This is a genomic window from Vibrio tarriae (assembly GCF_002216685.1).
GTDB lineage: Bacteria > Pseudomonadota > Gammaproteobacteria > Enterobacterales > Vibrionaceae > Vibrio > Vibrio tarriae.
In genome coordinates, this window is sequence record NZ_CP022353.1 from 335,300 (window position 1) to 358,629 (window position 23,330).

Sequence of the window (23,330 nt, forward strand, 5' to 3'; positions counted from 1 at the left end):
CGGTAGTCACGCGGCATATATCCATTTACGCCAATATAAAAGGTTAGATTTAGAATTAGGTCGATTATAAAGGTGAAAGCAGGTCGTTAATTTGTAATTAAAAAAAATTAAATAAAAACATAAGCATAAGTTGATAATCAAAATATTTGCGTCGTATTTTTTCTTAAATGGATGTCGTATATATTCAAGTAACGATGGACTTCGAGTATACTAGGGTCAAGCACTATGTAGGAGGGTAAATCATGACAGCAACTGATCTTATTTATCAAAAGATAAAGCGCTCTCGACGCTATGTGTTCGAACGTAAAGACTTCGACAACTATGCTAGCTATGACCAGATTGGTCGTGTGTTGAAAAAACTAGTGGATAAAGGTGTACTGATGAAAATCGGGTATGGCTTATACACCAAGTCAACAATCAACAGCCTGACTAATAAACCGATGCCTACGAATCCCGGTGGTACTGACGCAATCATGCGTGAAATCCTAAAAATGCGCGGGGTAGACTTTGAGCTGGATGCTATGTCATTGAAGAGTATCAATGGACAGACCACTCAAATACCAGCGTCCATCAGGTACAAGTGGAACTCTAAGCATTTCAATCGCAGCCTTAAGGTTGGTAACAGAGTATTGAGCAAGCGACAATGAGTATACCAAAACTAAAAAAACAATTTCTTGAAGTATCTGATGCCCTCGAGTTAGGTAACCCGTCGATCACGGAAAAGGACTATTGGGTGGTGTCTCTGCTTGCCATGTTGGAAAGCGTGGAAAGTAAGCACCACCAGCTTGTTTTTTCAGGTGGAACAGCTTTGGCCAAGTCCAATATTAAGATTCTGCGAATGTCTGAAGACGTCGACATCAAATTGATTCCAACTCAGGAATTTCTCGATAAGGGCACAGGTGCGAAGATAAAAGCTCGCAAAGCGTTAGTCGAACAAGTCATAGCGAGGTTAATTGACCACACTTATCTGAATTATAGTGATAAAACGGTACGTGATAGTTATCGCTATGTTGAAATCGAAATAGAGTACCCACAACAATACCATCAAGCACCGTGTCTAAGACCTTATATCAAACTGGAATTTATCGAGACAATTGAACTTCAGGGCGTTGAGCCTCGCTCTATTTCATCGCTGGTCGCGCAGAGCTACAATCAACCTGCCGAAGTAAGCGCAATGTCGTGTATATCCATTGACTCGACGTTGGTTGAAAAAGTGCTTTCCATGTTGCGTCGCACCATGTCAGTTAAGCGTGATCCACAGCGTAAGGATGACGAAACATTGGTTCGTCATATCTACGATGTTCACTGTATTAGCGCCGAGCATACGATTAATATGGGCGTATTAAAGCCGATGTTTGATACCGTTTTGGAAGAGGACAAGACGCGATATGGCAATCAACATCCGGAGTTTGTCGATGATCCGCGCAATGAGTTAAAACTAGGATTAGAAGAGCTAGAAACCAACGAGGAGTTTCGTAAACGTTTTGACGCGTTTGTTGCCCCAATGGTTTACAACACAGAACCACATGACTTTGATACCTGTTTTGCCTCATTCAAAGCTATTTCAGAGCAGCTTATTAGCTAACCTTTCTGATGCCTACTGTTGCTTTTGGGCTACACTCTCAGTTGTAGAGGTTCTATGCTGAAAAAGTCTAAGTTGGTTACCTCCTCTATCTCATCAACCACATAGCTATAAAGATGTGGTTGATGAGCTTACTAGGCTAGTTGATAGTTTCCCCAAATTTAAGTTATCCGAAAAAGGCGCTTGCGAGCGAATACTCCAGCTCATTTCTGTCCACAAACGTGTCAGCCCTCGATATTCAAAATAAGCAGTAAACTCCAAGCGATCACCATTCAGTTCCCTCCCCTCTAGGGGAGGGGCGAGTAACAGGGATATGTGTAATATCGATGAATAAATGGAATAGATTGTCGTCTTGCGTTTCGCTGTTTTGATGTTTTGAGCAGTGATACTGTTGGGCTTTGTCATTCAAGATGTTGATTAGAAATGGAACTTTCACTGGAAGTATTGGGGCTGCTGTTTTTAGTGGCGGGCGTTGCGGGATTTATTGATGCCATGGCGGGCGGTGGCGGTTTGCTGACTTTACCTGCCTTGCTGGCCGCAGGGGTGCCGCCGACTCAAGCTCTGGCGACCAACAAACTGCAAAGCTCCTTTGGTAGCTTTTCGGCCACGCTCTATTTTGTGCGCAAGGGCGTTGTGAGCCTAAAAGCGATGCGATTGGCGATTGCTTGTACTTTTGTCGGCGCGGCGCTTGGCGCAGAAGCAGTACAATATATTGATGCCACTTTGCTAACCAGCCTTATCCCCCTGTTACTGCTCGGAATTTCGCTCTATTTCTTATTGGCACCGACCACCAAAACGCACACAGGGCCTGCGCCTTTATCCGAAACCGCGTTTGCTTTCACGGTGGGTTTTGGTATCGGTTTTTATGATGGTTTTTTTGGCCCCGGTACTGGCTCAATTTTTACCGTCTGCTTTGTGGCTTTGGGGCATTTTAGTTTGGTGGAAGCCACCGCTCGCACTAAGGTACTCAATTTTACGTCCAACATTGCCGCGTTGACCTTTTTCTTAATCGCCGGTTTGCCGATTTGGGAAATTGGCTTAACCATGGCGGTTGGCGGGTTTATCGGCGCTCGTATGGGCGCAAAAGTGGTGATCAGCAAAGGGCAGCGTTGGATCCGACCGTTGGTGATCACCATGTCTATGCTGATGGCGCTAAAACTGCTTTGGGAACAGCATCAAGCAGCGCTGTTATCAATGCTTGGACTCTAGAGCTGCGATACCGGCTGGCCCGCAGACAAATATGAATCGGCCGAGTCAGATCGGCGAGTTCAGCAAAATCAAAGCAGTGTTGCGGCTCAATTTTTAGGGTACTGACAATCGAGCGTGGCACTAGGGCTGGTAACATGCCGCCGAGCGCGAGCTGCGCCGCCGCGGTGTAAGAGTCCATCTCCATCGCGGGTCGAATGCCTTGTTTGTGCAGCATAGCCGCTTGGTAGGTATTGGCGGGATTGGCCAAATCATTGGTGATAAGCTCACTTGGCAGTGCGTGCAGCGGCGCTTGGCTAATTACGGTAAATGGCTCATCACCTAGATGAAAGATCAGCAAACCGTGATTGGCGGGCAGATAGCCGGCACAAAAGCCTAAGGTGGCTTTGCCAGACTGCACATTCTCGACAATTCGCGGTGTGTGGTTGGTGGTGATCACCCAATGCGGATCCTGCTTTCGATGTTGCCCCATCGTCTGGCCAAGATAACCCGCGACTAATGTCTCCGAGCAATCCATACGCAGCAGCGTGTTATCTTCCAGTGTCTGCTGCTCGAAAATCAAACCATGCAACTCATTAAAGGTGGGGCCGATGCTGGCAATTAATTGCTCGGCATCCGCGGTCAATTTGATATGTCGCCCCGCTGGAACAATCAGTTTTTTGCCGAGTTTTTTCTCTAAGTTCGCAATGCGTTTACTGACTGCTGACTGGCTGATATAGAGCTGACTACCGGTTCGGCTCATGGTTTTTTCTTTGCTGAGCACCAGTAAGGTTTCAATGCCTTCGAGTAACATGTGTTGATGACAAATGGGAATAGATGCGGGGATTGTATGTGGAATCTCAAGCGAGGTCGTGCATTAAGCTCACAAAGTGAACTGAGCTTTAAATATGGGGAGATTTTTGGGATAGCGGCACCTCGCATGGGGCGTTAGGTGCCGAGCCTGTTATTTGGTCAGGGCAAAGGTTGGCAGAGAAAGGTGCCAGCGGATCGCTCCGAGACGAATTAAGAGCGTGGAAAAAACGCCAGAGAGCAGAGCAGTCGAGCTGCTGTAGCCCATCGCCAGTGCGGTAGTGTGGAAAATGCCACCGATAATACAGGCGGTCGCGTACACTTCACTGCGCAGCACCATAGGAATTTCTCGGGCGAGGACATCGCGGATAATTCCACCGCCGCAGCCCGTTATCACGCCCATAATGATCGCGATTAAGGCGGAATCTTGATAGATCAGCGCTTTTTCAACCCCGATCCCGACGAAAACCGCAAGGCCAATCGCATCGCACACGGGCAAAATCCACCACGCGAGTCTTTTCGGGCGACGCACCAGTAGCATGGTCAGGGCGCAGGTGATCATAATCACCCACAGGTAGTTGGTGTCTTTGATCCAAAATACCGGAGTAGCTCCGAGCGCCATATCGCGAATGGTGCCGCCACCAATCGCGGTCACGCTGGCGAGGACCATGACGCCAAACGGATCCATTTTCAAACGCCCCGCTAAGAGCACTCCAGAAACCGCAAAAACGGCAGTACCAAACATATCAATCAGATAAAGCAGAGAAGTATCCAAAGCGGTCTCACTATCTACACAACGATGAAAAATATCGAGCAGGCAAATTGGGGCGGATTTTACGAGATTTAATCCGCTAAAGTTACTGCTTTTGTGCAATTTTGAGGTATGTGCACACTTGCTCTACCGCATCCAAGGTTCTGGGGGTTGGGCGGTTTAACCAGTCAGAATTGAGTGCCCAAACCTGTTTTTTTTTGCACGGCGCTGAGCTCAGCCTGCCAAGCTTGCCACATATGGCCATTGGCTATCGCATGCTGAGAGGTAAAAATCACTTGCGGCTGTTTGACCAAAACTTGCTCTATGCTCACTTGCGGATAGGGCACCTCACTGTCGGCAAAAATATTGACGCCGCCACAGAGGCTAAAAACTTCACTTGGCCAGTGACCTTGAGCTAGGGTGATAATGGGTTTTTCACTGAGTTGATAGAAATAACGGATCGGCTGATTGCTCGCGTATTGCGTGCGTAAATCCTGTAAACGTTGCCGAAAGTCGTGTGCCGCTTTTTGCCCAACCTCAGGGGTGGCCGAATAGTGACTCAATGCTTCAATATTATTCGCAATTTCATCCAGTGTTTTGGTTTGTGAATCGTAAATCGTAAAACCGAGTTGGCGCAGTTTGGCCAATTCACGCGGTGGATTGCCCGCTGGCCAAGCGATGATCAAATCGGGTTTGAGCGTCAGGATTTTCTCGATATTGATGGTTTGATGATTGGCGACGCGCTCCAGTTCGAGCGCTTGTGGCGGATAGTCGCTGTACTCGCTCACCGCAACCAACTTATCGCCCAAGCCAGCAGTATAAGCAATTTCTGTCGCGTGAGGGGCAAGGCTGATGATGCGCTCGGCGGGAAAAGGCTTGGCCAATAAGCTTGGGGTGATGAACAGAAACGTGCAGGCGATAAGCCGGATAACAAGCATTTATACTCCGCGATAAATCAGTAGTAACAGTAAACTTTCTAGCGCAATCCAGACAAAAATACGCCACGCGATAAGGCTTTGCACTTGCGCAATATGAATCGCCGCTGGGGCGATGCGTCCGCCAATTTTGGCGCGTACGCTTTTTTGCTCACCATAAATCGCAGGGCCGCCTAAGGCGAGCTGCAATTTATTGCCAACCGCACACAGTAGCCAAGCCGGTCCCGGTAGTGGCCAACTGCGGCTTTGTTCAAGTACCGCTTTGAAAATCGTCCCCGCTTGTTTACCGAGAATGATCAACAAACTAAATAGGCGCAGTGGCAACCAATCAAGCAGCGCGAGAATACGCACCGCAGTAAAACCAAACGGTTGGAAGGTGGTGCGCGACGGTGACCAAGCACGAGCCAGCTCGGCAATTAAGCGATACAAGAATGCGCCGCTGCCGCCCAGTGCACCATACCAAAACAGCACGCCAATCACGTTACGGCCAAAGCCCATGACTAAGGTTTCCACCCCAGCCTTGCCAAGCCCCAGCGCGGATAGTGTCGTGGTTTGGCGATTGACAAAAGGTCGTAATAAGGCACGTGCTTGCGGCTTGTCCTCTTTCGCGAGAGCTTGTGCCAGTTGATTGGCTAAAGTCTCTTGGCGTCGCCAATCTAATGACAGAAGCAGCAGCGCTAAATCAAACAGTTGTGGTTGCCAGACTAAGGGTTTGAGTGCCCAAAGAAGTGCCATCGTCGGGAAAATCATCAACCCCCATGCGAGGGCGCCAGACAGGAGATTTTGCGCATAACTGGCTGGTGTGTTGACCTTACTTGCCAGCAGTTCAGCAAACTTGTGCCACAAAGTGACTGGATGCGCAGCATGAGGAATAGGCAGCAGCAGATGAAATAAGAGTGCGCCCCACATCACGAGGAGCGCACCATTGGCATAAAAGTGGGAAAACCCAGTTTCCATTAATGAACTCGCTTATTTGAGCAGTTCGACCATTTTCAGCACCATAGCGGAAGAGCTTTTGGCGGCCAGTGGCAAGAACTCTTCAAACGACAGTGGAGATTCTTTATCAGCAACGTCAGAAATCGCGCGAACCACCACAAAGGGCACCTTGAATTGGTGACAAGTTTGCGCAATCGCAGAGGCTTCCATTTCTACCGCAACAACGCTTGGGAAATGTTGGCGAATAAATTGCTGACGTTCAGCGGTGCATACAAACGCATCACCGGTACAGATAAGGCCGCGCACCGCATGAGTATCTGGCAATTGAGCCAGCGCTTGTTCCGCCACTGTCATCAATTTCTCGTCGGCTTTAAAGGCAGCGGGTTGGCCCGCCATTTGGCCAATTTCATAACCAAATGCAGTCACATCCGCATCGTGATGGCGCACTTCGCTTGAAATGACCACATCACCCACATTCAAACTTGCGTCAAAGCCGCCCGCAGAACCCGTATTGATCACCACATCCGGCGCATACTGGCTAATCAGCAAAGCGGTGCCTAATGCTGCCGAGACTTTACCAATGCCTGATTGCAGTAAAACGACGTCGACACCTTGGATTTGACCGCTGTAAAAAGTACAACCGGCTTGGTTAACTTCTTGCACGTCTTCGATGAGATCTTTCAGAATGGCGACTTCTTGTTGCATTGCGCCGATGATGCCGATTTTCATAGGGGCTCTCTTTCATCTATCAATAGGAAAACAGGCCGCAGTGTAGCATGAGCGCACGCAATCGATCGAGATTAGGGGCGATCGAGATTAGGGTTGCTCAAGTAAACCAGACAGCGTGAGCTTTTCGCGCAGCTCTTCAGCGCGGCGACGATTCACTCCAAAATCACTGTAGCCAATCCGCGATTCAGAACGAACCCATAAGTGATCTTGTTCGATTTTGAGTTCCAGATCATCGACGAAGCGGAATACTTTGGAGGTGCATTCGATACGGAGATACTGGGCATTTTTTTCAGCGGTCACTGCACCAGGAAGAGAAAGGGCAATCCGTTCAACCTGATCAATCGTGACCCCAGGGCGCAAAATAAACGGTGCAAGGTTAAATTTATCCCGCTCATCTTGAGTTGAAACACAGTTCGGTCGATTGGCGCAAGGCGTGGCGGTGCGGTCTGGCATAGAATCGACTCCCTGACTGCAGGCGGTAAGCGAAAAGGCAGCAATAATGGCATAAAACGATGGGTGCATGTTGGTAAGCTCACTCTCATCTCAGATCCCCCATTCACATGAGGTGGCAGATGGAGTGTCCGCCACTGCAAATCGTTTAGGGTTATCAATCTATTTTGTGCTCATTATAGGTAGCAAAAATAAAAAAGGATCCATAACACTATGAATCCTTTGTTGTTTACTTCGATCTAATCCCAAAACTGTGAGCTAGACTCCAAGATAGTCGAGAATTCCCTCGGCAGCTTTGCGTCCTTCATCAATGGCCGTGACCACTAGATCCGAGCCGCGAACCGCATCACCACCAGCAAAAATCTTGGGATTGGTGGTTTGATACTGGTAAGTCTGCTTGGCAGGGGCTTTGATGCGTCCCCATTGATCGAGCTCGACATCAAACGGTTCTAGCCAAGCCATTTTGTGCGGTTGGAAACCAAACGCCATGATGACGGCATCGGCAGGCAAGACGTGCTCACTGCCTGCGACCGGTTCAGGTTTGCGACGACCTGCCGCATCCGGTTCCCCAAGCGCGGTTTTGACCACTTTCACGCCAGTCACTTGGCCTTGGGCATTCACTTCAATTCCCAGCGGCTGCAAGTTAAACATAAATTCAACGCCTTCTTCTTTGGCGTTTTTCACTTCACGGCGTGAGCCGGGCATGTTTTCTTCGTCACGGCGATAAGCACAGATCACGCGAGATGCGCCTTGGCGAATCGAGGTGCGCACGCAGTCCATCGCCGTATCACCACCGCCGAGCACCACGACATTTTTTCCTGCCATATCAATGAACGGCGTATCACTTGCAAGCTCCATCACTTTATAGGTATTGGAGATCAAAAACGGCAGTGCATCATAAACGCTGGGGGCGTCTTCGTTGGCTAAGCCTGCGCGCATATATTGATAAGTGCCGACGCCGAGAAATACTGCATCGTACTCATCCAGCAGTTGCTGCAGTGTGATGTCTTGGCCGACTTCGACATTGAGACGAAACTCGATACCCATCTCGCTAAAAATGCGGCGACGATTTTCCATTACCCCTTTTTCAAGTTTGAATGAGGGGATGCCAAAGGTGAGCAGACCGCCGATTTCGGGATAGCGATCAAACACGACAGGTCGTACACCGTTGCGAACCAGAATGTCCGCGGCGGCAAGACCGGCAGGGCCCGCGCCGATGATCGCGACTTTTTTGTCGGTCCAGACCACGTTGGACATATCGGGTTTCCAGCCCATTTCGAAGGCAGTATCCGTAATGTATTTTTCGATGTTGCCAATGGTGACGGCACCGAAATCCGCATTCAAGGTACATGAACCTTCGCACAGTCTATCTTGCGGGCAAACCCGGCCACACACTTCAGGCAAGCTGTTGGTCTGGTGCGCCAAATCGGCCGCTTCGAGGATGCGTCCTTCATTGGCGAGCTTTAACCACTGCGGAATGTAGTTGTGTACTGGGCACTTCCATTCACAGTAAGGGTTACCACAATCTAGGCAGCGATCGGCCTGTGCGGTGGCTTGTTGCTTAGTAAAGGGCTCGTAAATTTCGACAAACTCAATTTTGCGGATGTGCAGCGGTTTTTTGGCCGGATCCACACGATTGACATCGATAAATTGGTAAACGTTTTGGCTCATCAATCAGGCTCCTTCCAATTATTGTGCTTGCACGCGCAGTTCAGCTGCGCTGCGGCTCTGATGGCCGAGCAGGGTACGTAAGTCCGCTGCTTGTGGTTTGATCAGATAGAACTTCGGAATCCATTCATCAAAGTTCGCCAAAATTCGCTCTGCGTGGGCGGAACCAGTCTCTTCGAGATGTTCAGCAATCAAACCGCGCAGATGCTCTTGATGGATATATAAGTCGGTCAAGGCTACCGCTTCAACGGATTCATCATTGACTCGGCCTTGGAAATCGCCATTCTCATCGAGTACGTAAGCAAAGCCGCCGGTCATGCCTGCGCCAAAGTTCACGCCCGTTGCGCCTAAAATGGCGACGATGCCACCGGTCATATATTCACAGGCGTTATCGCCAGCGCCTTCAATCACCGCAATCGTGCCGGAGTTGCGCACCGCGAAACGCTCGCCAGCTTTACCTGCGGCAAACAGTTTACCGCCCGTTGCGCCATACAAGCAGGTGTTGCCGATAATGGTCGCTTCGTTACACACAAAAGCGGTGCCTTGGTGAGGGCGAATCACAATTTTGCCACCAGCCATGCCTTTACCGACATAGTCGTTGGCATCACCGGTGAGATACAGCTCAAGACCACCTGCGTTCCAGACTCCGAACGATTGCCCTGCGGTACCATTGAGGACGACCTTGATGGGCGAGGTGGCGACGCCGAGATTGCCGTAACGTTTCGCGATTTCACCAGACAGACGCGCGCCAATCGAACGGTCGGTGTTGATCACGTTGTAATAGAGCTCCTGCGATTGCTGGTTTTCCACGGCTGCTAGCGCATCTTCGACGATTTTCTGGTTAAGTGCCCCTTTATCAAACGGCGTGTTCGGTTCGGTGCAGTACAGTGGCAGATTTTGTGGTGACACAGGTGCTTCGAGCAGATCGGAGAGATCCAATTTGCTCTGTTTCGCGGTCATGCCTTCCACCACTTCCAGTAGATCGGTGCGGCCGATGAGGTCGGTGAGCTTCTCAACGCCCAATTCGGCCAGATATCCGCGCACTTCTTCAGCTAACCCTTTGAAATAGTTCATCACCATCTCTGGCAGACCTTTGAAGTAATCTTTGCGCAGCGTTTCATCCTGCGTTGCCACACCGGTTGCACAGTTGTTGAGGTGGCAAATACGCAAGAATTTACACCCCATCGCGACCATAGGCGCAGTACCAAAACCAAAACTTTCCGCGCCTAAAATCGCTCCTTTGATCACATCCAATCCGGTTTTCAAACCGCCATCGACTTGTAGACGGATCTTGTGACGCAGACCGTTGGCGACCAAGGCTTGTTGCGTTTCCGCTAAACCGAGCTCCCACGGGCTTCCCGCATATTTTACGGAAGTGAGCGGGCTGGCTGCGGTGCCGCCGTCATAACCTGAGATGGTGATAAGGTCGGCGTAGGCTTTTGCCACACCAGTGGCAATCGTGCCAACGCCCGGCTCAGAGACGAGCTTGACCGAGACCAAGGCTTTCGGGTTGATCTGTTTTAGATCGAAAATCAGCTGCGCCAAATCTTCAATCGAGTAGATATCGTGATGCGGCGGCGGCGAAATTAAAGTCACACCGGGAACCGAGTAACGCAGTTTGGCGATCTCCGCCGTGACTTTATGCCCCGGAAGCTGACCGCCTTCACCGGGTTTGGCCCCTTGCGCCACTTTAATTTGCAGCACATCGGCATTGGTTAGATAGTGCGGTGTTACCCCGAAGCGGCCAGAAGCGACTTGCTTGATACGCGAGTTACGCTCAGTACCAAAACGGCGTGGATCTTCACCACCTTCACCTGAGTTGGAATAGCCGCCTAGGCGGTTCATCGCAGTGGCCAACGCTTCGTGTGCTTCTGGGCTTAACGCGCCAATCGATATCGCTGCTGAGTCAAAGCGTTTGTAGAGATCACTGGCGGGCTCGATATGCTCCAGTGGCAGCGGTTTATCCGAGGTTTTCAAACGCAGCAAATCACGCAGCATGGCGACAGGGCGCTGGTTGACTTGCTGAGCAAACTCACGGTAATCCATGGTTGCGCCGGATTTGACCGCTTTTTGTAGTGTGCCAACCACATCTGGGTTGTAGGCGTGGAATTCGCCACCGTGAACGTATTTGAGTAAACCGCCGTGTTCGAGAGGTTTACGTTTTGTCCATGCTTTACGTGACAGATTAAACAGATCTTGCTCAAAATCGTCGAAGTTCGCGCCTTGAATGCGGGTGGTAACCCCTTTAAAGCAGAGCTCAACCACATCGCGGTGTAGACCCACCGCTTCAAACAGTTGTGAGCAGCGATAAGAGGCCACAGTCGAAATGCCCATTTTGGACATGATTTTGTACAGACCTTTGTTGATGCCGTATTGGTAATTCTGCATCACTTCGCGATAGCTCTTTTGCAGCGCGCCATCATCAATCATTTTGCCCAGCGTTTCGTAGGCGAGGTAAGGATAAACGGCCGTCGCACCAAAGCCGATCAGCACCGCAAAGTGGTGTGGATCGCGCGCGGCACCGGTTTCAATAACGATGTTGGCATCGCAGCGTAAATTGGCTTCCACCAGACGAGCTTGTACTGCACCGACCGCCATTGCAGCGGGGATCGGCAGGCGATCCGCGGTTAATGCGCGGTCGGAGAGCACAACTAAAACGGTGCCTTCGCGCACCACTTGTTCGGCCTTGTCACACAAATCCAATACCGCTTGTTTGAGATTTTTCTCTTGCGGATCGAAGTTGATGTCAAGAATGGTGTTGCGATAGTGCTGATCGCTGAGCGTCAGTAACTGCTGCATATCCGAGTAGAGCAGGATCGGCGAATCAAAGGTGACGCGATGTGCGTGGCCATCGGTTTCGCAAAATACGTTCATCTCTTGGCCGATGCTGGTGGCCAGCGACATCACATGTTTTTCACGCAGTGGATCGATCGGTGGGTTGGTCACCTGAGCGAATTTTTGGCGGAAATAATCGCTGATCAGGCGCTCTTTGGAAGAAAGCACCGCCATCGGCGTGTCATCCCCCATGGAACCGACCGCTTCTTGCGCCATATCGCCCAGCACGCGCAGGATTTGATCGATCTCTTCGTTGCTCATCGCAAACTGCTTTTGATAGGTTTTTAGCAAGTCAGAATCAAAGCTGCGCTCACCAACCTTATCGTCGGGCAACTGTGAAAAGGGTGTCAGTTTATGGACGTTATTTTCCATCCACTCACGATAGGGGTGACGGCTTTTTAGGTCGTTATCAATTTCACTCGATTGCCAAATTTTGCCTTTGCGAGTGTCGATCACCAGCAGCTCGCCGGGGCCCACACGACCTTTTTCAGACACTTCATCCGGTGCGTAATCCCAAATCCCGACTTCGGAGGCGAGGGTAATGAGCTTATCTTTGGTGATCACATAACGCGCAGGACGCAGGCCGTTGCGGTCAAGGTTACATGCCGCGTAGCGACCATCGGACAGCACGATCCCAGCCGGGCCATCCCAAGGCTCCATGTGTTTGGAGTTGAAATCGTAGAAAGCACGCAGATCCGGATCCATATCCGGATGGTTTTGCCATGCGGGCGGAACCAGCATGCGCATCGCACGGAAAATATCCATCCCGCCGGCTAAAAACAGATCCAGCATGTTGTCTAGGCTTGAAGAGTCCGAACCCGTTTCATTCACAAAAGGGGCGGCGCTTTGCAAATCGGGCAGTAGCGGTGACGCGAATTTATAAGCCCGTGCACGTGCCCACTGGCGGTTACCTTCAATGGTGTTGATTTCGCCATTGTGCGCCAGATAGCGAAACGGCTGAGCCAGCGGCCAGCGTGGCTGAGTATTGGTGGAGAAACGTTGGTGGAACAAGCAAATCGCCGATTCCATACGCAGGTCGGCTAAGTCGAGATAAAAGCGTGGTAGGTCTGCTGGCATGCACAGGCCTTTGTAAACCAACACTTGAGTCGAGAGCGAACAGATGTAGAAATCGCGATCATCCGTAATCTGTTTTTCAATGCGACGACGCGCAATATACAGACGGCGCTCGACATCGCGCTCACGCCAACCGGCCGGGGCAGAGATAAAGACTTGTTGAATATCGGGTAAAGAGTCGAGGGCTATCGGGCCAAGCACTTTCGGGTTGGTGGGCACTTTGCGCCAACCTGCCACGCTTAAGGTTTCTTTAGCGAGTTCTTGGTTAACAATTTGCTGTGCCAGCTGCGCTTTGTGTGGATCTCGGCTGAGAAACAGCATGCCAATCGCGTACTGTTTGCTGAGTTTCCAATGTTGCTCTTCTGCGATCAGGCGCAAATAAGAGTCAGGTTTTTGCAGCAACAGACCACAGCCATCACCGGTTTTACCATCGGCGGCGATACCGCCACGGTGAGTCATGCGATCAAGTGCTGAAATTGCGGTACGAACGAGTTTGTGGCTGGCTTGCCCTTCCATGTGCGCGATCAAGCCGAATCCACAGTTGTCTTTTTCAAGACTTGGATCGTATAGAGCCATTGCAATTCTCCCTTTGCTTCTCTGTCACCCAGACAGTAAATGACTAACTATTCATTTGAATTTTTATATTTTGAATATTTAACTAACATTTTAGGTTAATTAATTAACATTTTTGCGGGGTTTTATTTTCACCGAATTCACAACCTATAGCTTATTGTGCAAAAGGTCAAGTTATTGGTTAAAAATAGGGTTTGATGGAGATTTGCCGAGGAATACTTCAGATAACTTCTTTTTATTCAATAAGATAGTTTTTTGCCAGTTGCAGATAACTTGAGTTTTTATCCCGTGCAATGAGAATAGACGTAAAAAAGGCCAGCAGGGAATGCTGGCCGAAGTAAAACAATATGGAAGGAAACGTTCACGTTAAGGCGTGGGTCAGGATGTATGACTCACGCCTTGGTACTCACTTACGCTGAAAGCATTAATGAGTCAGCTTTAGCTTCAAGGTGGGTATTGCCCATCAAGAAGGTGTCAACGGCTCGCGCACATTCACGTCCTTCGTTGATGCAACGTACCACCAGTGATTGGCCTGTGCGCATATCGCCTGCGGCGAATACGCCTTTTTGGTTGGTCGCAAAATCTTGCGTCGCCACATTGCCGCGCTCATCGAGCTTAATTCCCAACTGAGCAAGCACGCCGTGTGGCTCTGGATGCAAGAAGCCCATCGCCAGAAATGCCATATCACAAGGAATGACGCGTTCACTGCCTGCCACTTCGTCAAAGCTTGGTCGCTCACCAGGGGCTGCATCTTTCCAAACGATGTCAGCGATGCGTAGACCGGTCACTTCACCTTGTTCATTACCAATGAACTCTTTGGTGAGGATATTCCAATGACGCTCACAGCCTTCTTCATGAGAGGTGGAGGTGCGCAGAATCATCGGATATTGCGGCCAAGGCATATTCACTGGGCGCTTTTGCGGTGGGATCGGCATGATCTCCACTTGAGTGATACTCGCAGCGCCGTGGCGGTTAGAGGTGCCGACACAGTCGGAGCCTGTATCGCCGCCTCCGATCACTACCACATGTTTGCCTTTAGCGTGGATCTCTTCACCTTTCAGATCCATGCCATTGGCTCGGCGGTTATTTTGCGCGAGGAACTGCATCGCGAAGTAAACGCCTTTCAGATCACGTCCGGGAATGCTCAGATCGCGTGGTACGGTTGAGCCGCCAGTCAGCAATACTGCATCAAACTCCTGACGCAACTGTTGAGCGTTGATGTCTACACCGATATGCGCATTGACCACGAACTTAACGCCCGCTTGCTCCATCAGATTGATTTTGCGATCAATCACATCCATACCGAGTTTGAAATCCGGAATCCCAAAGCGCAGCAAGCCGCCGACTTTTTCATCCCGCTCAAACACGGTGACGCTATGACCCGCGGCATTCAACTGCTCCGCCGCGGCCAGCCCCGCAGGGCCTGAGCCAATGATGGCGACCGTTTTACCGGTGCGTGAACGTGGCGTTTTCGGCTTGGCATAGCCTTCTTGGTAAGCACGTTCCACAATGGTTTTTTCAATGTTACAGATGGTGATCGGATCTTGGTTAATGCCAAGCACACAAGCGGTTTCACAAGGTGCAGGGCAGACACGACCGGTAAACTCTGGGAAGTTGTTGGTCGAGCTCAGAATATTCCAAGCCTCTTCCCAACTGTCGCGATACACCGCATCGTTAAACTCGGGAATGATGTTGCCAATCGGGCAGCCGTTATGACAAAACGGCACACCACAATCCATACAACGTGAAGCTTGCTGATTGATCTTCTTACCAAACTCTTGGTTAAGAACAAACTCTTTGTTGTTTTTGATGCGCTCTGCCGGGTCGATTTTTTTCGGCAGTTCACGACCAAATTCTAAAAATCCGGTTGCTTTACCCATTTATACCGCCTCCGCTGCTAATGTGGCTTGTTGCTCCTGTGCTTTACGCTTTTGCAGTACCGCTTTGTAATCACGCGGCATGACCTTGACCATAGTGGCTAGGCTTGCGTCAAAGCTGGCAAGGAATGCTTTGGCCACTTCACTTCCTGTGAATTGAACATGCTTGGTTAACATTTCTTTGAGTAGGGCTCTGTCTTCCGCTTCGATAGGGTCCAGATCAACCAATTCAGCATTGAGCTTAGATTGGAAATCGCCAGATTTATCCCACACGTAAGCCACGCCGCCACTCATACCTGCGGCGAAGTTACGGCCGGTTGAACCGAGGATCACTGCGACACCGCCGGTCATGTATTCACAGCCGTGATCGCCGATCCCTTCTACCACCACTTTGGCACCTGAGTTACGCACGCAGAAACGCTCGCCCGCTAGGCCGCGAATGTAAGATTCGCCAGAGGTTGCGCCGTAGAAACAGACGTTACCGACGACAATGTTCTCTTCCGGAACTATGGTGGCGTTACGGTTCGGGTAGAGCACCAGCGTGCCACCAGAGAGACCTTTACCCCAGTAGTCGTTAGCATCGCCTTCCACTTCGAAGTAAACGCCTTTGGTCAGGAAGGCTCCAAAAGATTGTCCCGCACTGCCGTTGAATTTCACCTGCATTGGCTGTGGTAAGCCTTGGTCTTTGTAAACCTTACAGATTTCGTTCGACAGCATAGTACCGGTACTGCGATCGGTGTTGATGATCGGCAGTTCGGCTTTGACGGCTTCACCACGCTCAAGGGCGGGTGTCGCTAATTGGATCAAGGTGCGATCCAGTACGCTTTCAAGCTGATGGTTTTGCTGAGTCTGACAGTAAATACCATCGACACTGCGCGGCTGCTCAATAAAGAGGATTGGCGACAGATCGAGATTCTTATATTTCCAGTGACCCACATCATCACGCACTTTGAGTTTGTGCGCTTGGCCAACCATGTCATTGATGGTGCGGAAACCCAGTTCTGCCATGATTTCACGCAGACCTTGTGCCATGTATTGGAAGAAGGTCACAACGTCATCCACACGGCCAGCAAAACGCTCACGTAGCGTTTTGTTTTGTGTGGCGATACCGACAGGGCAAGTGTTTTTGTGACACTTACGCATCATGATACAGCCTTCAACCACCAGCGCTGCGGTTGCGACGCCCCATTCTTCTGCACCCAACAGTACCGCAATCGCGATATCGCGTGGGGTTTTCATCTGTCCATCAGCTTGCACCACGATGCGGTTACGCAGACCGTTTTTGAGCAGAGTCTGGTGGGTTTCAGCCAGACCCAGTTCCCAAGGCAAACCGGTATGACGGATCGAAGATATGGGTGATGCACCCGTACCGCCATCGTGACCTGCAATCAGAACTACGTCAGCTTTAGCTTTGGCTACACCAGAAGCGATGGTGCCGACACCGGCTTCAGAAACCAGTTTGACGTTGACGCGGCCTTTACGGTTGGCATTTTTCAGATCGAAAATCAGCTGGGCTAAGTCTTCGATAGAGTAAATGTCGTGGTGCGGTGGTGGCGAAATCAGGCCAACTCCTGGTGTGGAATGACGAGTTGCCCCGATCCATTCATCGACTTTATCGCCAGGTAGCTGACCGCCTTCGCCCGGTTTCGCCCCTTGCGCCATCTTGATCTGGATTTCATCCGCGTTGGTCAGGTAGTAAGAGGTCACGCCGAAACGGCCAGAAGCCACTTGCTTGATCGCTGAGCGTTCTGAATCGCCATTCGCATTCAGTTCAAAACGCATTGGGTCTTCACCACCCTCACCGGAGTTGGATTTCGCGCCTAAGCGGTTCATCGCAATCGCCAGTGTGGAGTGCGCTTCGTAAGAGATAGAACCGAACGACATTGCACCCGTTGCAAAGCGCTTCACAATGCTTTCGATCGGTTCCACTTCCTCAATCGGAATCGAACCCGCAGGATTTTTCACAAAATCGAGCTGGCTGCGCAGAGTCACCGCTTTATCGCCTTGGCTATCAACCGCTGCCGCATATTTCTTAAATTGCGGGTAGTTTTTATGGCGAGTGGACTCCTGCAGCAGGTGAATGGTTTCTGGGTTAAACAGATGTTGTTCACCGCGCTGTTTCCATTGATACACGCCGCCGACATCCAACACTTGCAGTGGGATTTCGCGCGTTGGGTAGCCAATGCGATGACGAACCAACACTTCTTTGGCGATATCGTCGAGGGTTAAACCTTGAATACGGGTGATGGTGCCGGTGAAGTATTTGTCCACCACCGCTTTGCTGATCCCGAGCGCTTCAAAAATCTGTGCACCGTGATAAGACTGCAGCGTTGAAATTCCCATTTTTGAGAAGATCTTCAGCAAGCCGCCATTAACGCCTTTACGATAGTTTTCGAAGTATTTCTCAACCGAAATATCAGCATCGAGTTTCTTCTGACGTTTGAGGTCAACGATGGTTTCCACCACAAGATACGGGTTAACAGCGTTCGCGCCGTAGCCGAGTAGGGTAGCAAAGTGGTGCGTTTCACGCGCATCACCAGTTTCGACCACAATGCCGCATTTAGAACGCAGACCTTTGCGGATCAGGTGATGGTGCACTGCGCCCACGGCCAGCATCGCTGGGATGGCGGCATGGTTGGAGTTCACCGCGCGGTCGGTCAGCAAAATGATCGAGTAGCCATCAATCACCGCATCTTCCGCGTATTGGCAAATACGTTTCAGAGCACGCTCTAGCTTGCCTGGTTCGTCGCTGGCACGAAATACGATGTCCAACGTTTTGGCTTGTAGGTGCTCGTTATCAATTGCACGCAGTTTTTCCAACTCAGCGTTAGAAATCACAGGTGATTCCAGCTCAACCTTACGGCAGTGAGCAGGCGTTTCAGAAAGCAAGTTTTGATCGCGACCGATATAGGTGTTAAGCGACATCACCATGCGTTCACGGATCGGGTCGATCGGTGGGTTCGTCACCTGAGCAAACAACTGCTTAAAGTAGTTTGAAAGATGCTGAGATTGGTGCGACAGCACGGCCACTGGCCAGTCTGCACCCATCGAACCGAGAGGCTCATAACCGGTTTGTGCTAGGGTCAGAATGATGTCATTGACCTCTTCGCTACTTACCCCAAACGCTTGTTGGCGATGAAGTAGACGCTCTGGCGACGGTTGGCTGTGTACGTTGTCGGCATCCGGCAGCTTTTTCAAGCTGAGTAGGTTTTCTTCTACCCATTTTTCATAAGGCTGCGCGCAAGCGATGCCGTCTTTGACTTCTTCATCAGAGATGATACGGCCTTGCTCTAGGTCAGCAACAAAGATACGTCCCGGTTGCAGACGACCACGGTATTCCACATTGGCCGGATCAATTTCCACTACGCCAGATTCGGAAGCCATGATCAGGAAATCATCTTTGGTTACGGTATAACGAGACGGACGCAGACCGTTACGATCCAGCGTGGCGCCCACTTGTACCCCATCGGTAAAGCACACTGATGCAGGGCCGTCCCATGGTTCCATGACGTTGGCATGGTACTGGTAGAAAGCGCGGCGCTTGGGATCCATCGCTTTGTTTTCTTGCCATGCTTCCGGGATCATCATCATCAGAGCGTGAGGCAAGCTGCGACCGGAAAGCACCAGCAGTTCGAGCACCATGTCAAAGCTAGCAGAATCGGATGCGCCTTCTTGGCAGATAGGCAGCAGCATATCGATTTCAGCTTGAGTAAACAGTTTGGATTGTAAAATCGCTTCGCGCGCTTTCATCCAGTTTAAGTTACCGCGAACCGTGTTGATCTCACCGTTGTGCGCGATGTAGCGGAAAGGCTGAGCCAGTCGCCATTTCGGGAAGGTGTTGGTAGAAAAACGCGAGTGCACCAGCGCCAGTGCAGTGACCATGGTCGGATTTTGCAAATCGAGGAAGTATTGCGGTACTTGCTCGGTAGTCAACTGACCTTTATAGACCAAGGTTTTGTACGACATCGAGTTGATATAAAAATCATCACCGATGTTCGACACGCTCTCAAGGCAGACGCGAACTGTGTAGTTACGCAGCACGTACAGCTTGCGTTCTAGCTCGTCAGGCTGCATACCCGGGCCGCCAGAAATGAACACGTGTTCAAATTGTGGTTCGGTACTGAGGGGGTCGGCACCTAGCATGCTGTTATTGGTTGGCAAAACACGGTAGCCAATCACATCCAGATCAAGGCGTTTGGCATTACGCTCTAGAATGTCGCGGCATTGGGCGCGTTTATGTTCATCTTTCGGGAACAGCACCACACCAACACCGTACTTTTCGAATGAAGGCAGCTTAATACCCAGTTTAACCGCTTCTTCGAGTAAAAATTCGTGAGGTTTTTGCAACAAAATACCCGCACCGTCACCGCTGCAAGGGTCACAACCCTGACCGCCACGGTGTTCCATGCGTGCGAGCATGTCCAAAGCTTGAGTGACCACCTGATGAGACTTGCGATTTTTCAGGTGAGCGACAAAGCCGATGCCACAAGCATCATGCTCCAGCTCAGGCGTATAAAGACCACGCGAACGTTGCGCTTTATCTACCATAGATACATCCTTCCAGTTATTGAGGACGCAACCGCACTGAGTTTGCACTCAGTTATTCCCACTACGCTTCATGCAGCATCTGCTGAATGAGTCGCTTGGGCGATACGTCCTGTCCTTTTTTGTTTTGAGTGAAATCTGCTTAGGGAGCAGATCCGCGTCCTTTCCGTCTCTCACAGGAAATATATTGTGAGAAAGACAATCCTTAGTGACATTCCTGTTGTTGAGCCACTTTACTAGTGGATTCTTTTGGTAGGTGTGGAATATCACCGATAGTCTGCCGCGTTTTTTGTAATTAATTGAGCAAAAAAGCACGGAAAACTGAAAGTATCCTACAATTTTGCTGGCGCAAATTCCAACGAAAAGTCTGCGGTTTGGTTTATTTTTTTACAGCTAGATGAATGTTTTGTTTAACAAACTAGCAACAAAATGCAAATAGTGTTTATTTTATGCCTATTTATTGATTTGACGCTGTTTGAAATCAAACGCGAGGGATTAAAATTTGTGACCAATTCGATTGGAAATGTAATTAAATTACACGGATGGTAGTGAGAAATATTTGTATTTAGATTGAGCGAGCCGATGCATTTACATCAACTGGTGAACACCATAGGTCAAGATTTACAACGCCGTTATGGAGAGAAGGTCCATAAGTTAACGCTGCATGGTGGATTCAGTTGTCCGAATCGTGATGGCACCATAGGTCGTGGCGGCTGCACTTTCTGTAATGTGGCGTCGTTTGCTAATGAAGAGACCCAGCAGCAGAGTATTCAAGCGCAGTTGAAAGATCGGGCGGGGGAGATCAAACGCGCCAAAAAATACCTCGCCTATTTTCAGGCTTACACCAGCACGTATGCCGAAGTGCAAGTGCTGAAATCCATGTACGAACAAGCCTTAGAAGAAGCGGATATTGTGGGGTTGTGTGTTGGCACTCGTCCTGATTGTGTACCGGATGCGGTGCTTGAGCTGCTCGCCGATTATGTGCAGCAAGGTTATGAAATTTGGCTTGAATTGGGTTTACAGACGGCACACGATGAAACTTTAAAACGCATTAACCGTGGTCACGATTTTGCGTGCTACGCAGAGATCACTGCCAAAGCCAGAGCGTTAGGCATCAAAGTGTGTACTCACTTGATTGTTGGGTTACCCGGTGAAGGGCGCAATGAAAATCTCACCACGTTACAGCAAGTACTGAAGGTGGGCACTGATGGCATTAAGCTGCATGGTTTACACATCGTGGAAGGCAGCACTATGGCCAAAGCGTGGCGAGCGGGGCGTTTAATGGTGCTCGATCAGGATGAATATGTGTCCATCGCTTGCGAGATGATCCGTTCTACACCCCCTGAGATTGTTTATCATCGCGTCTCTTCCGCAGCCCGCAGGCCAACGCTACTTGCCCCGTTGTGGTGCGAAAATCGCTGGTGGGCGATGACAGCCATTGGCCAAAGATTGGAAACAGAAGGGGCTCAGGGCTCGTTGCTCGGTACGCCTTTTGAGTATTCTCCTTTGAACTTAAAGTAATAATCCGCAGCAAAGTCAGATAATCTTTTGTACTATTTAAAGAATCATCAATAACACCGCTGAATGCATGCCTGAATTTCTCTCTGAATTTGTACGTTTCTTGTTCGCTGTCGGGCTTATGCTTGGTGGTGGGCTATGGCTTTTTTCAGGATGGCAGCGCTATGTTCAACCTCAACGATGGATTCAGTTACTTCACCATGCACCGTCAGGGGTGCTTTTGGTGGGAGAGGATCGCGTTTTACGTGCCAATCTTGCTGCGTATTTGTTACTGGGGATCCGCTTGGTGGGACGTCACTATCTGTTTTCTGCCGAGCAGAGTGAAGAGAGTCAGCAAGCTTTTTATCGAGCGATCGCCAGCAGTGCACAGCAAAGGCGCTCCGTCCCTTTGCTTTGGCCTGTGTCGGGCCACTTGACGCAAACACTGGAAATCTCCGCTTCACTATTACGGCGTTGGCCTAAGAAATTATGGCTAGTGAATGTAATTGGCTTTGAGTGTCCGAATCATGACATTCAACAAGAGCGTCACTCTCTGGCGATGGCGCGTACGGCACTCGATTCTCTCTCCGAGTTGATTTTTATTAAAAGTAGCGAAGGCCACTTAATTGCAACCAACCGAGCGTTTGATCAGTTTTGGCAAGGCCGGATTGAAGAGGGTAGCGCCACCTTTAAAGGCATTATGAAAGGGCGGTCGAGTCAGCGTTGTTGGACGGTTACGCCTGATGGGCGCAGCTGTCTGTTAGAAACCTACCAACGGGTATTGATGTCGCCGCAAGGTGAAAATATAGGGCTACTTGGCATCAGTCATGATGTGACCGACTGGTACAACATGCAGCGTCAATTAAGAGAAGAGATGGAAAAACGCCGCGACACCGAAGTGGCATTGGCACAGCGCGATACGATTTTACAAAACATCTTAGAATCTAGCCCCGATTCGATTGGTATCTTCAATGAAAACATGGTCTACCAAGCCTGTAACCAGCCGTTTGTGGAAGCTCTCGGGATCGCGGAAGTGTCAGATCTGGTTGGTAAACGACTCCAAGATGTGATCCCCGAGCACATCTATGCGCGTCTTTCCGATACGGATAGCCAAGTCCTGCACCAAGGTAAGTCTCTGCGCTACATCGACAGAATTGAACGCTCAGATGGTGAGTTTATCTGGTTTGATGTTGTGAAATCGCCTTTTCGAGATCCGGCTTCGGGCACCAATGGCGTGCTGATCATGGCGCGAGATGTGTCGGAGCGCTATCTCGCCGCTGAACAATTAGAAGCCGCCAACCAAGAGCTGGAACGCCTAAGCTTTTTAGATAGCTTGACTCATGTTGCCAATCGTCGTCGTTTTGATGAACAACTGCATACCCTCTGGCATTTGCATGTGCGTGAAGGCAAACCATTAAGCATCATTCTGTGTGATGTCGATTATTTCAAAGATTACAACGACGCTTATGGCCATTTGATGGGCGATGAGACGCTCAAACAGATAGCGATTGCCTTTACTCAAGTCGCCAATCGCCATTCCGATTGTGTTGCCCGCTACGGGGGAGAAGAGTTTGGTATTTTACTGCCCAATACGCCGCAGGCCGGAGCAATACTGGTCGCAGAGCGAATCCATGAGAAAGTTCGTGGATTAGCGATTCCACATGATCATTCTAAGGTTGCCGATAGGATTACCGTCAGCTTAGGCATAGTGACGCTTATTCCTCGGCCTGAGGATGTACCTGAGCAAATGGTTGAGCTAGCGGATCGGGCTTTATACCAAGCCAAAGCGAATGGCCGCAATCAGACCTCGATTTATCAACCAAACCACTAAAACTGTGCGGTTCGCCCTGTCACTGCGCCAAGAAGTGGATAAGTGCTGCTAA

General features: G+C 50.1%; 14 protein-coding genes and 1 pseudogene. 5 read left to right on the forward strand and 10 right to left on the reverse strand.

The features are described 5' to 3' along the window. Positions 1-242 precede the first annotated feature (242 nt). From CEQ48_RS07095 to CEQ48_RS07105, 3 genes are all read left to right on the forward strand, one after another. Positions 243-647: a DUF6088 family protein gene (locus CEQ48_RS07095; RefSeq protein WP_085602509.1), complete on the forward strand. Its 405-nt coding sequence runs from the start codon at positions 243-245 to the stop codon at positions 645-647. Between the two features lie 2 nt (positions 648-649). Next, entirely contained in the window at positions 650-1,585 is a 936-nt protein-coding gene (locus tag CEQ48_RS07100) for a nucleotidyl transferase AbiEii/AbiGii toxin family protein (RefSeq protein WP_176224104.1), read from the forward strand. 420 nt (positions 1,586-2,005) lie between these two features. Beyond that, a complete protein-coding gene (locus tag CEQ48_RS07105) occupies positions 2,006-2,791 on the forward strand; it encodes a TSUP family transporter (RefSeq protein WP_089070755.1) in 786 nt (261 codons plus the stop codon). Here the strand turns inward: CEQ48_RS07105 and CEQ48_RS07110 are convergent. From CEQ48_RS07110 to gltB (CEQ48_RS07155), 10 genes and pseudogenes are all read right to left on the reverse strand, one after another. Continuing rightward, a complete protein-coding gene (locus tag CEQ48_RS07110) occupies positions 2,721-3,581 on the reverse strand; it encodes a LysR family transcriptional regulator (protein ID WP_089070756.1) in 861 nt (286 codons plus the stop codon). The genes CEQ48_RS07105 and CEQ48_RS07110 overlap by 71 nt on opposite strands. 150 nt (positions 3,582-3,731) lie before the next feature. Then, positions 3,732-4,352: a TRIC cation channel family protein gene (locus CEQ48_RS07115; RefSeq protein ID WP_000381501.1), complete on the reverse strand. Its 621-nt coding sequence runs from the start codon at positions 4,350-4,352 to the stop codon at positions 3,732-3,734. An 82-nt stretch (positions 4,353-4,434) separates the two neighbouring features. Then, positions 4,435-5,266, reverse strand: a pseudogene (gene btuF / locus CEQ48_RS07120) (vitamin B12 ABC transporter substrate-binding protein BtuF). Next, positions 5,267-6,220, reverse strand: a complete 954-nt coding sequence (locus tag CEQ48_RS07125; protein WP_089070757.1) for a cobalamin biosynthesis family protein — start codon at positions 6,218-6,220, stop codon at positions 5,267-5,269. It lies immediately after the preceding pseudogene. Positions 6,221-6,232: 12 nt separating this feature from the next. Continuing rightward, positions 6,233-6,928 (reverse strand): 5'-methylthioadenosine/S-adenosylhomocysteine nucleosidase, encoded by a 696-nt coding sequence (mtnN, locus tag CEQ48_RS07130; protein ID WP_089070758.1) that lies wholly within the window; start codon positions 6,926-6,928, stop codon positions 6,233-6,235. Between the two features lie 87 nt (positions 6,929-7,015). Further along, positions 7,016-7,450 carry a DUF1499 domain-containing protein gene (locus tag CEQ48_RS07135; protein ID WP_001907022.1) on the reverse strand — a complete coding sequence of 145 codons (435 nt, stop codon included), beginning with the start codon at positions 7,448-7,450 and terminating at the stop codon, positions 7,016-7,018. 186 nt (positions 7,451-7,636) lie between these two features. Next, entirely contained in the window at positions 7,637-9,049 is a 1,413-nt protein-coding gene (locus CEQ48_RS07140; RefSeq protein WP_089070759.1) for a glutamate synthase small subunit GltD family protein, read from the reverse strand. 18 nt (positions 9,050-9,067) lie between these two features. Further along, the gene (gltB, locus tag CEQ48_RS07145; RefSeq protein WP_089070760.1) at positions 9,068-13,531 is read right to left on the reverse strand and encodes a glutamate synthase large subunit; all 4,464 of its coding nucleotides are present in this window, start codon (positions 13,529-13,531) and stop codon (positions 9,068-9,070) included. A 407-nt stretch (positions 13,532-13,938) separates the two neighbouring features. Further along, positions 13,939-15,408 carry a glutamate synthase subunit beta gene (locus CEQ48_RS07150; RefSeq protein ID WP_000513711.1) on the reverse strand — a complete coding sequence of 490 codons (1,470 nt, stop codon included), beginning with the start codon at positions 15,406-15,408 and terminating at the stop codon, positions 13,939-13,941. After that, positions 15,409-19,953: a glutamate synthase large subunit gene (gltB, locus tag CEQ48_RS07155; protein WP_198301224.1), complete on the reverse strand. Its 4,545-nt coding sequence runs from the start codon at positions 19,951-19,953 to the stop codon at positions 15,409-15,411. A gap of 579 nt (positions 19,954-20,532) precedes the next feature. Here gltB (CEQ48_RS07155) and mnmL point away from each other — a divergent pair. Together mnmL and CEQ48_RS07165 are read left to right on the forward strand one after the other, a co-directional pair. Further along, a complete protein-coding gene (gene mnmL / locus CEQ48_RS07160; protein ID WP_157724691.1) occupies positions 20,533-21,471 on the forward strand; it encodes a tRNA modification radical SAM protein MnmL/YtqA in 939 nt (312 codons plus the stop codon). Between the two features lie 67 nt (positions 21,472-21,538). Then, positions 21,539-23,278 (forward strand): diguanylate cyclase domain-containing protein, encoded by a 1,740-nt coding sequence (locus CEQ48_RS07165; RefSeq protein ID WP_089070763.1) that lies wholly within the window; start codon positions 21,539-21,541, stop codon positions 23,276-23,278. Positions 23,279-23,330: the final 52 nt, after the last annotated feature.

Bases quoted from the DNA above. Each gene is read 5' to 3' on its own strand.
- mtnN (WP_089070758.1), bottom strand. From the start codon at position 6,928: ATGAAAATCGGCATCATCGGCGCAATGCAACAAGAAGTCGCCATTCTG.
- CEQ48_RS07125 (WP_089070757.1), bottom strand. From the start codon at position 6,220: ATGGAAACTGGGTTTTCCCACTTTTATGCCAATGGTGCGCTCCTCGTG.
- CEQ48_RS07095 (WP_085602509.1), top strand. From the start codon at position 243: ATGACAGCAACTGATCTTATTTATCAAAAGATAAAGCGCTCTCGACGC.
- CEQ48_RS07105 (WP_089070755.1), top strand. From the start codon at position 2,006: ATGGAACTTTCACTGGAAGTATTGGGGCTGCTGTTTTTAGTGGCGGGC.
- CEQ48_RS07165 (WP_089070763.1), top strand. From the start codon at position 21,539: ATGCCTGAATTTCTCTCTGAATTTGTACGTTTCTTGTTCGCTGTCGGG.
- gltB (WP_198301224.1), bottom strand. From the start codon at position 19,953: ATGGTAGATAAAGCGCAACGTTCGCGTGGTCTTTATACGCCTGAGCTG.
- mnmL (WP_157724691.1), top strand. From the start codon at position 20,533: ATGCATTTACATCAACTGGTGAACACCATAGGTCAAGATTTACAACGC.
- CEQ48_RS07110 (WP_089070756.1), bottom strand. From the start codon at position 3,581: ATGTTACTCGAAGGCATTGAAACCTTACTGGTGCTCAGCAAAGAAAAA.
- CEQ48_RS07150 (WP_000513711.1), bottom strand. From the start codon at position 15,408: ATGGGTAAAGCAACCGGATTTTTAGAATTTGGTCGTGAACTGCCGAAA.
- CEQ48_RS07140 (WP_089070759.1), bottom strand. From the start codon at position 9,049: ATGAGCCAAAACGTTTACCAATTTATCGATGTCAATCGTGTGGATCCG.
- CEQ48_RS07135 (WP_001907022.1), bottom strand. From the start codon at position 7,450: ATGCACCCATCGTTTTATGCCATTATTGCTGCCTTTTCGCTTACCGCC.
- gltB (WP_089070760.1), bottom strand. From the start codon at position 13,531: ATGGCTCTATACGATCCAAGTCTTGAAAAAGACAACTGTGGATTCGGC.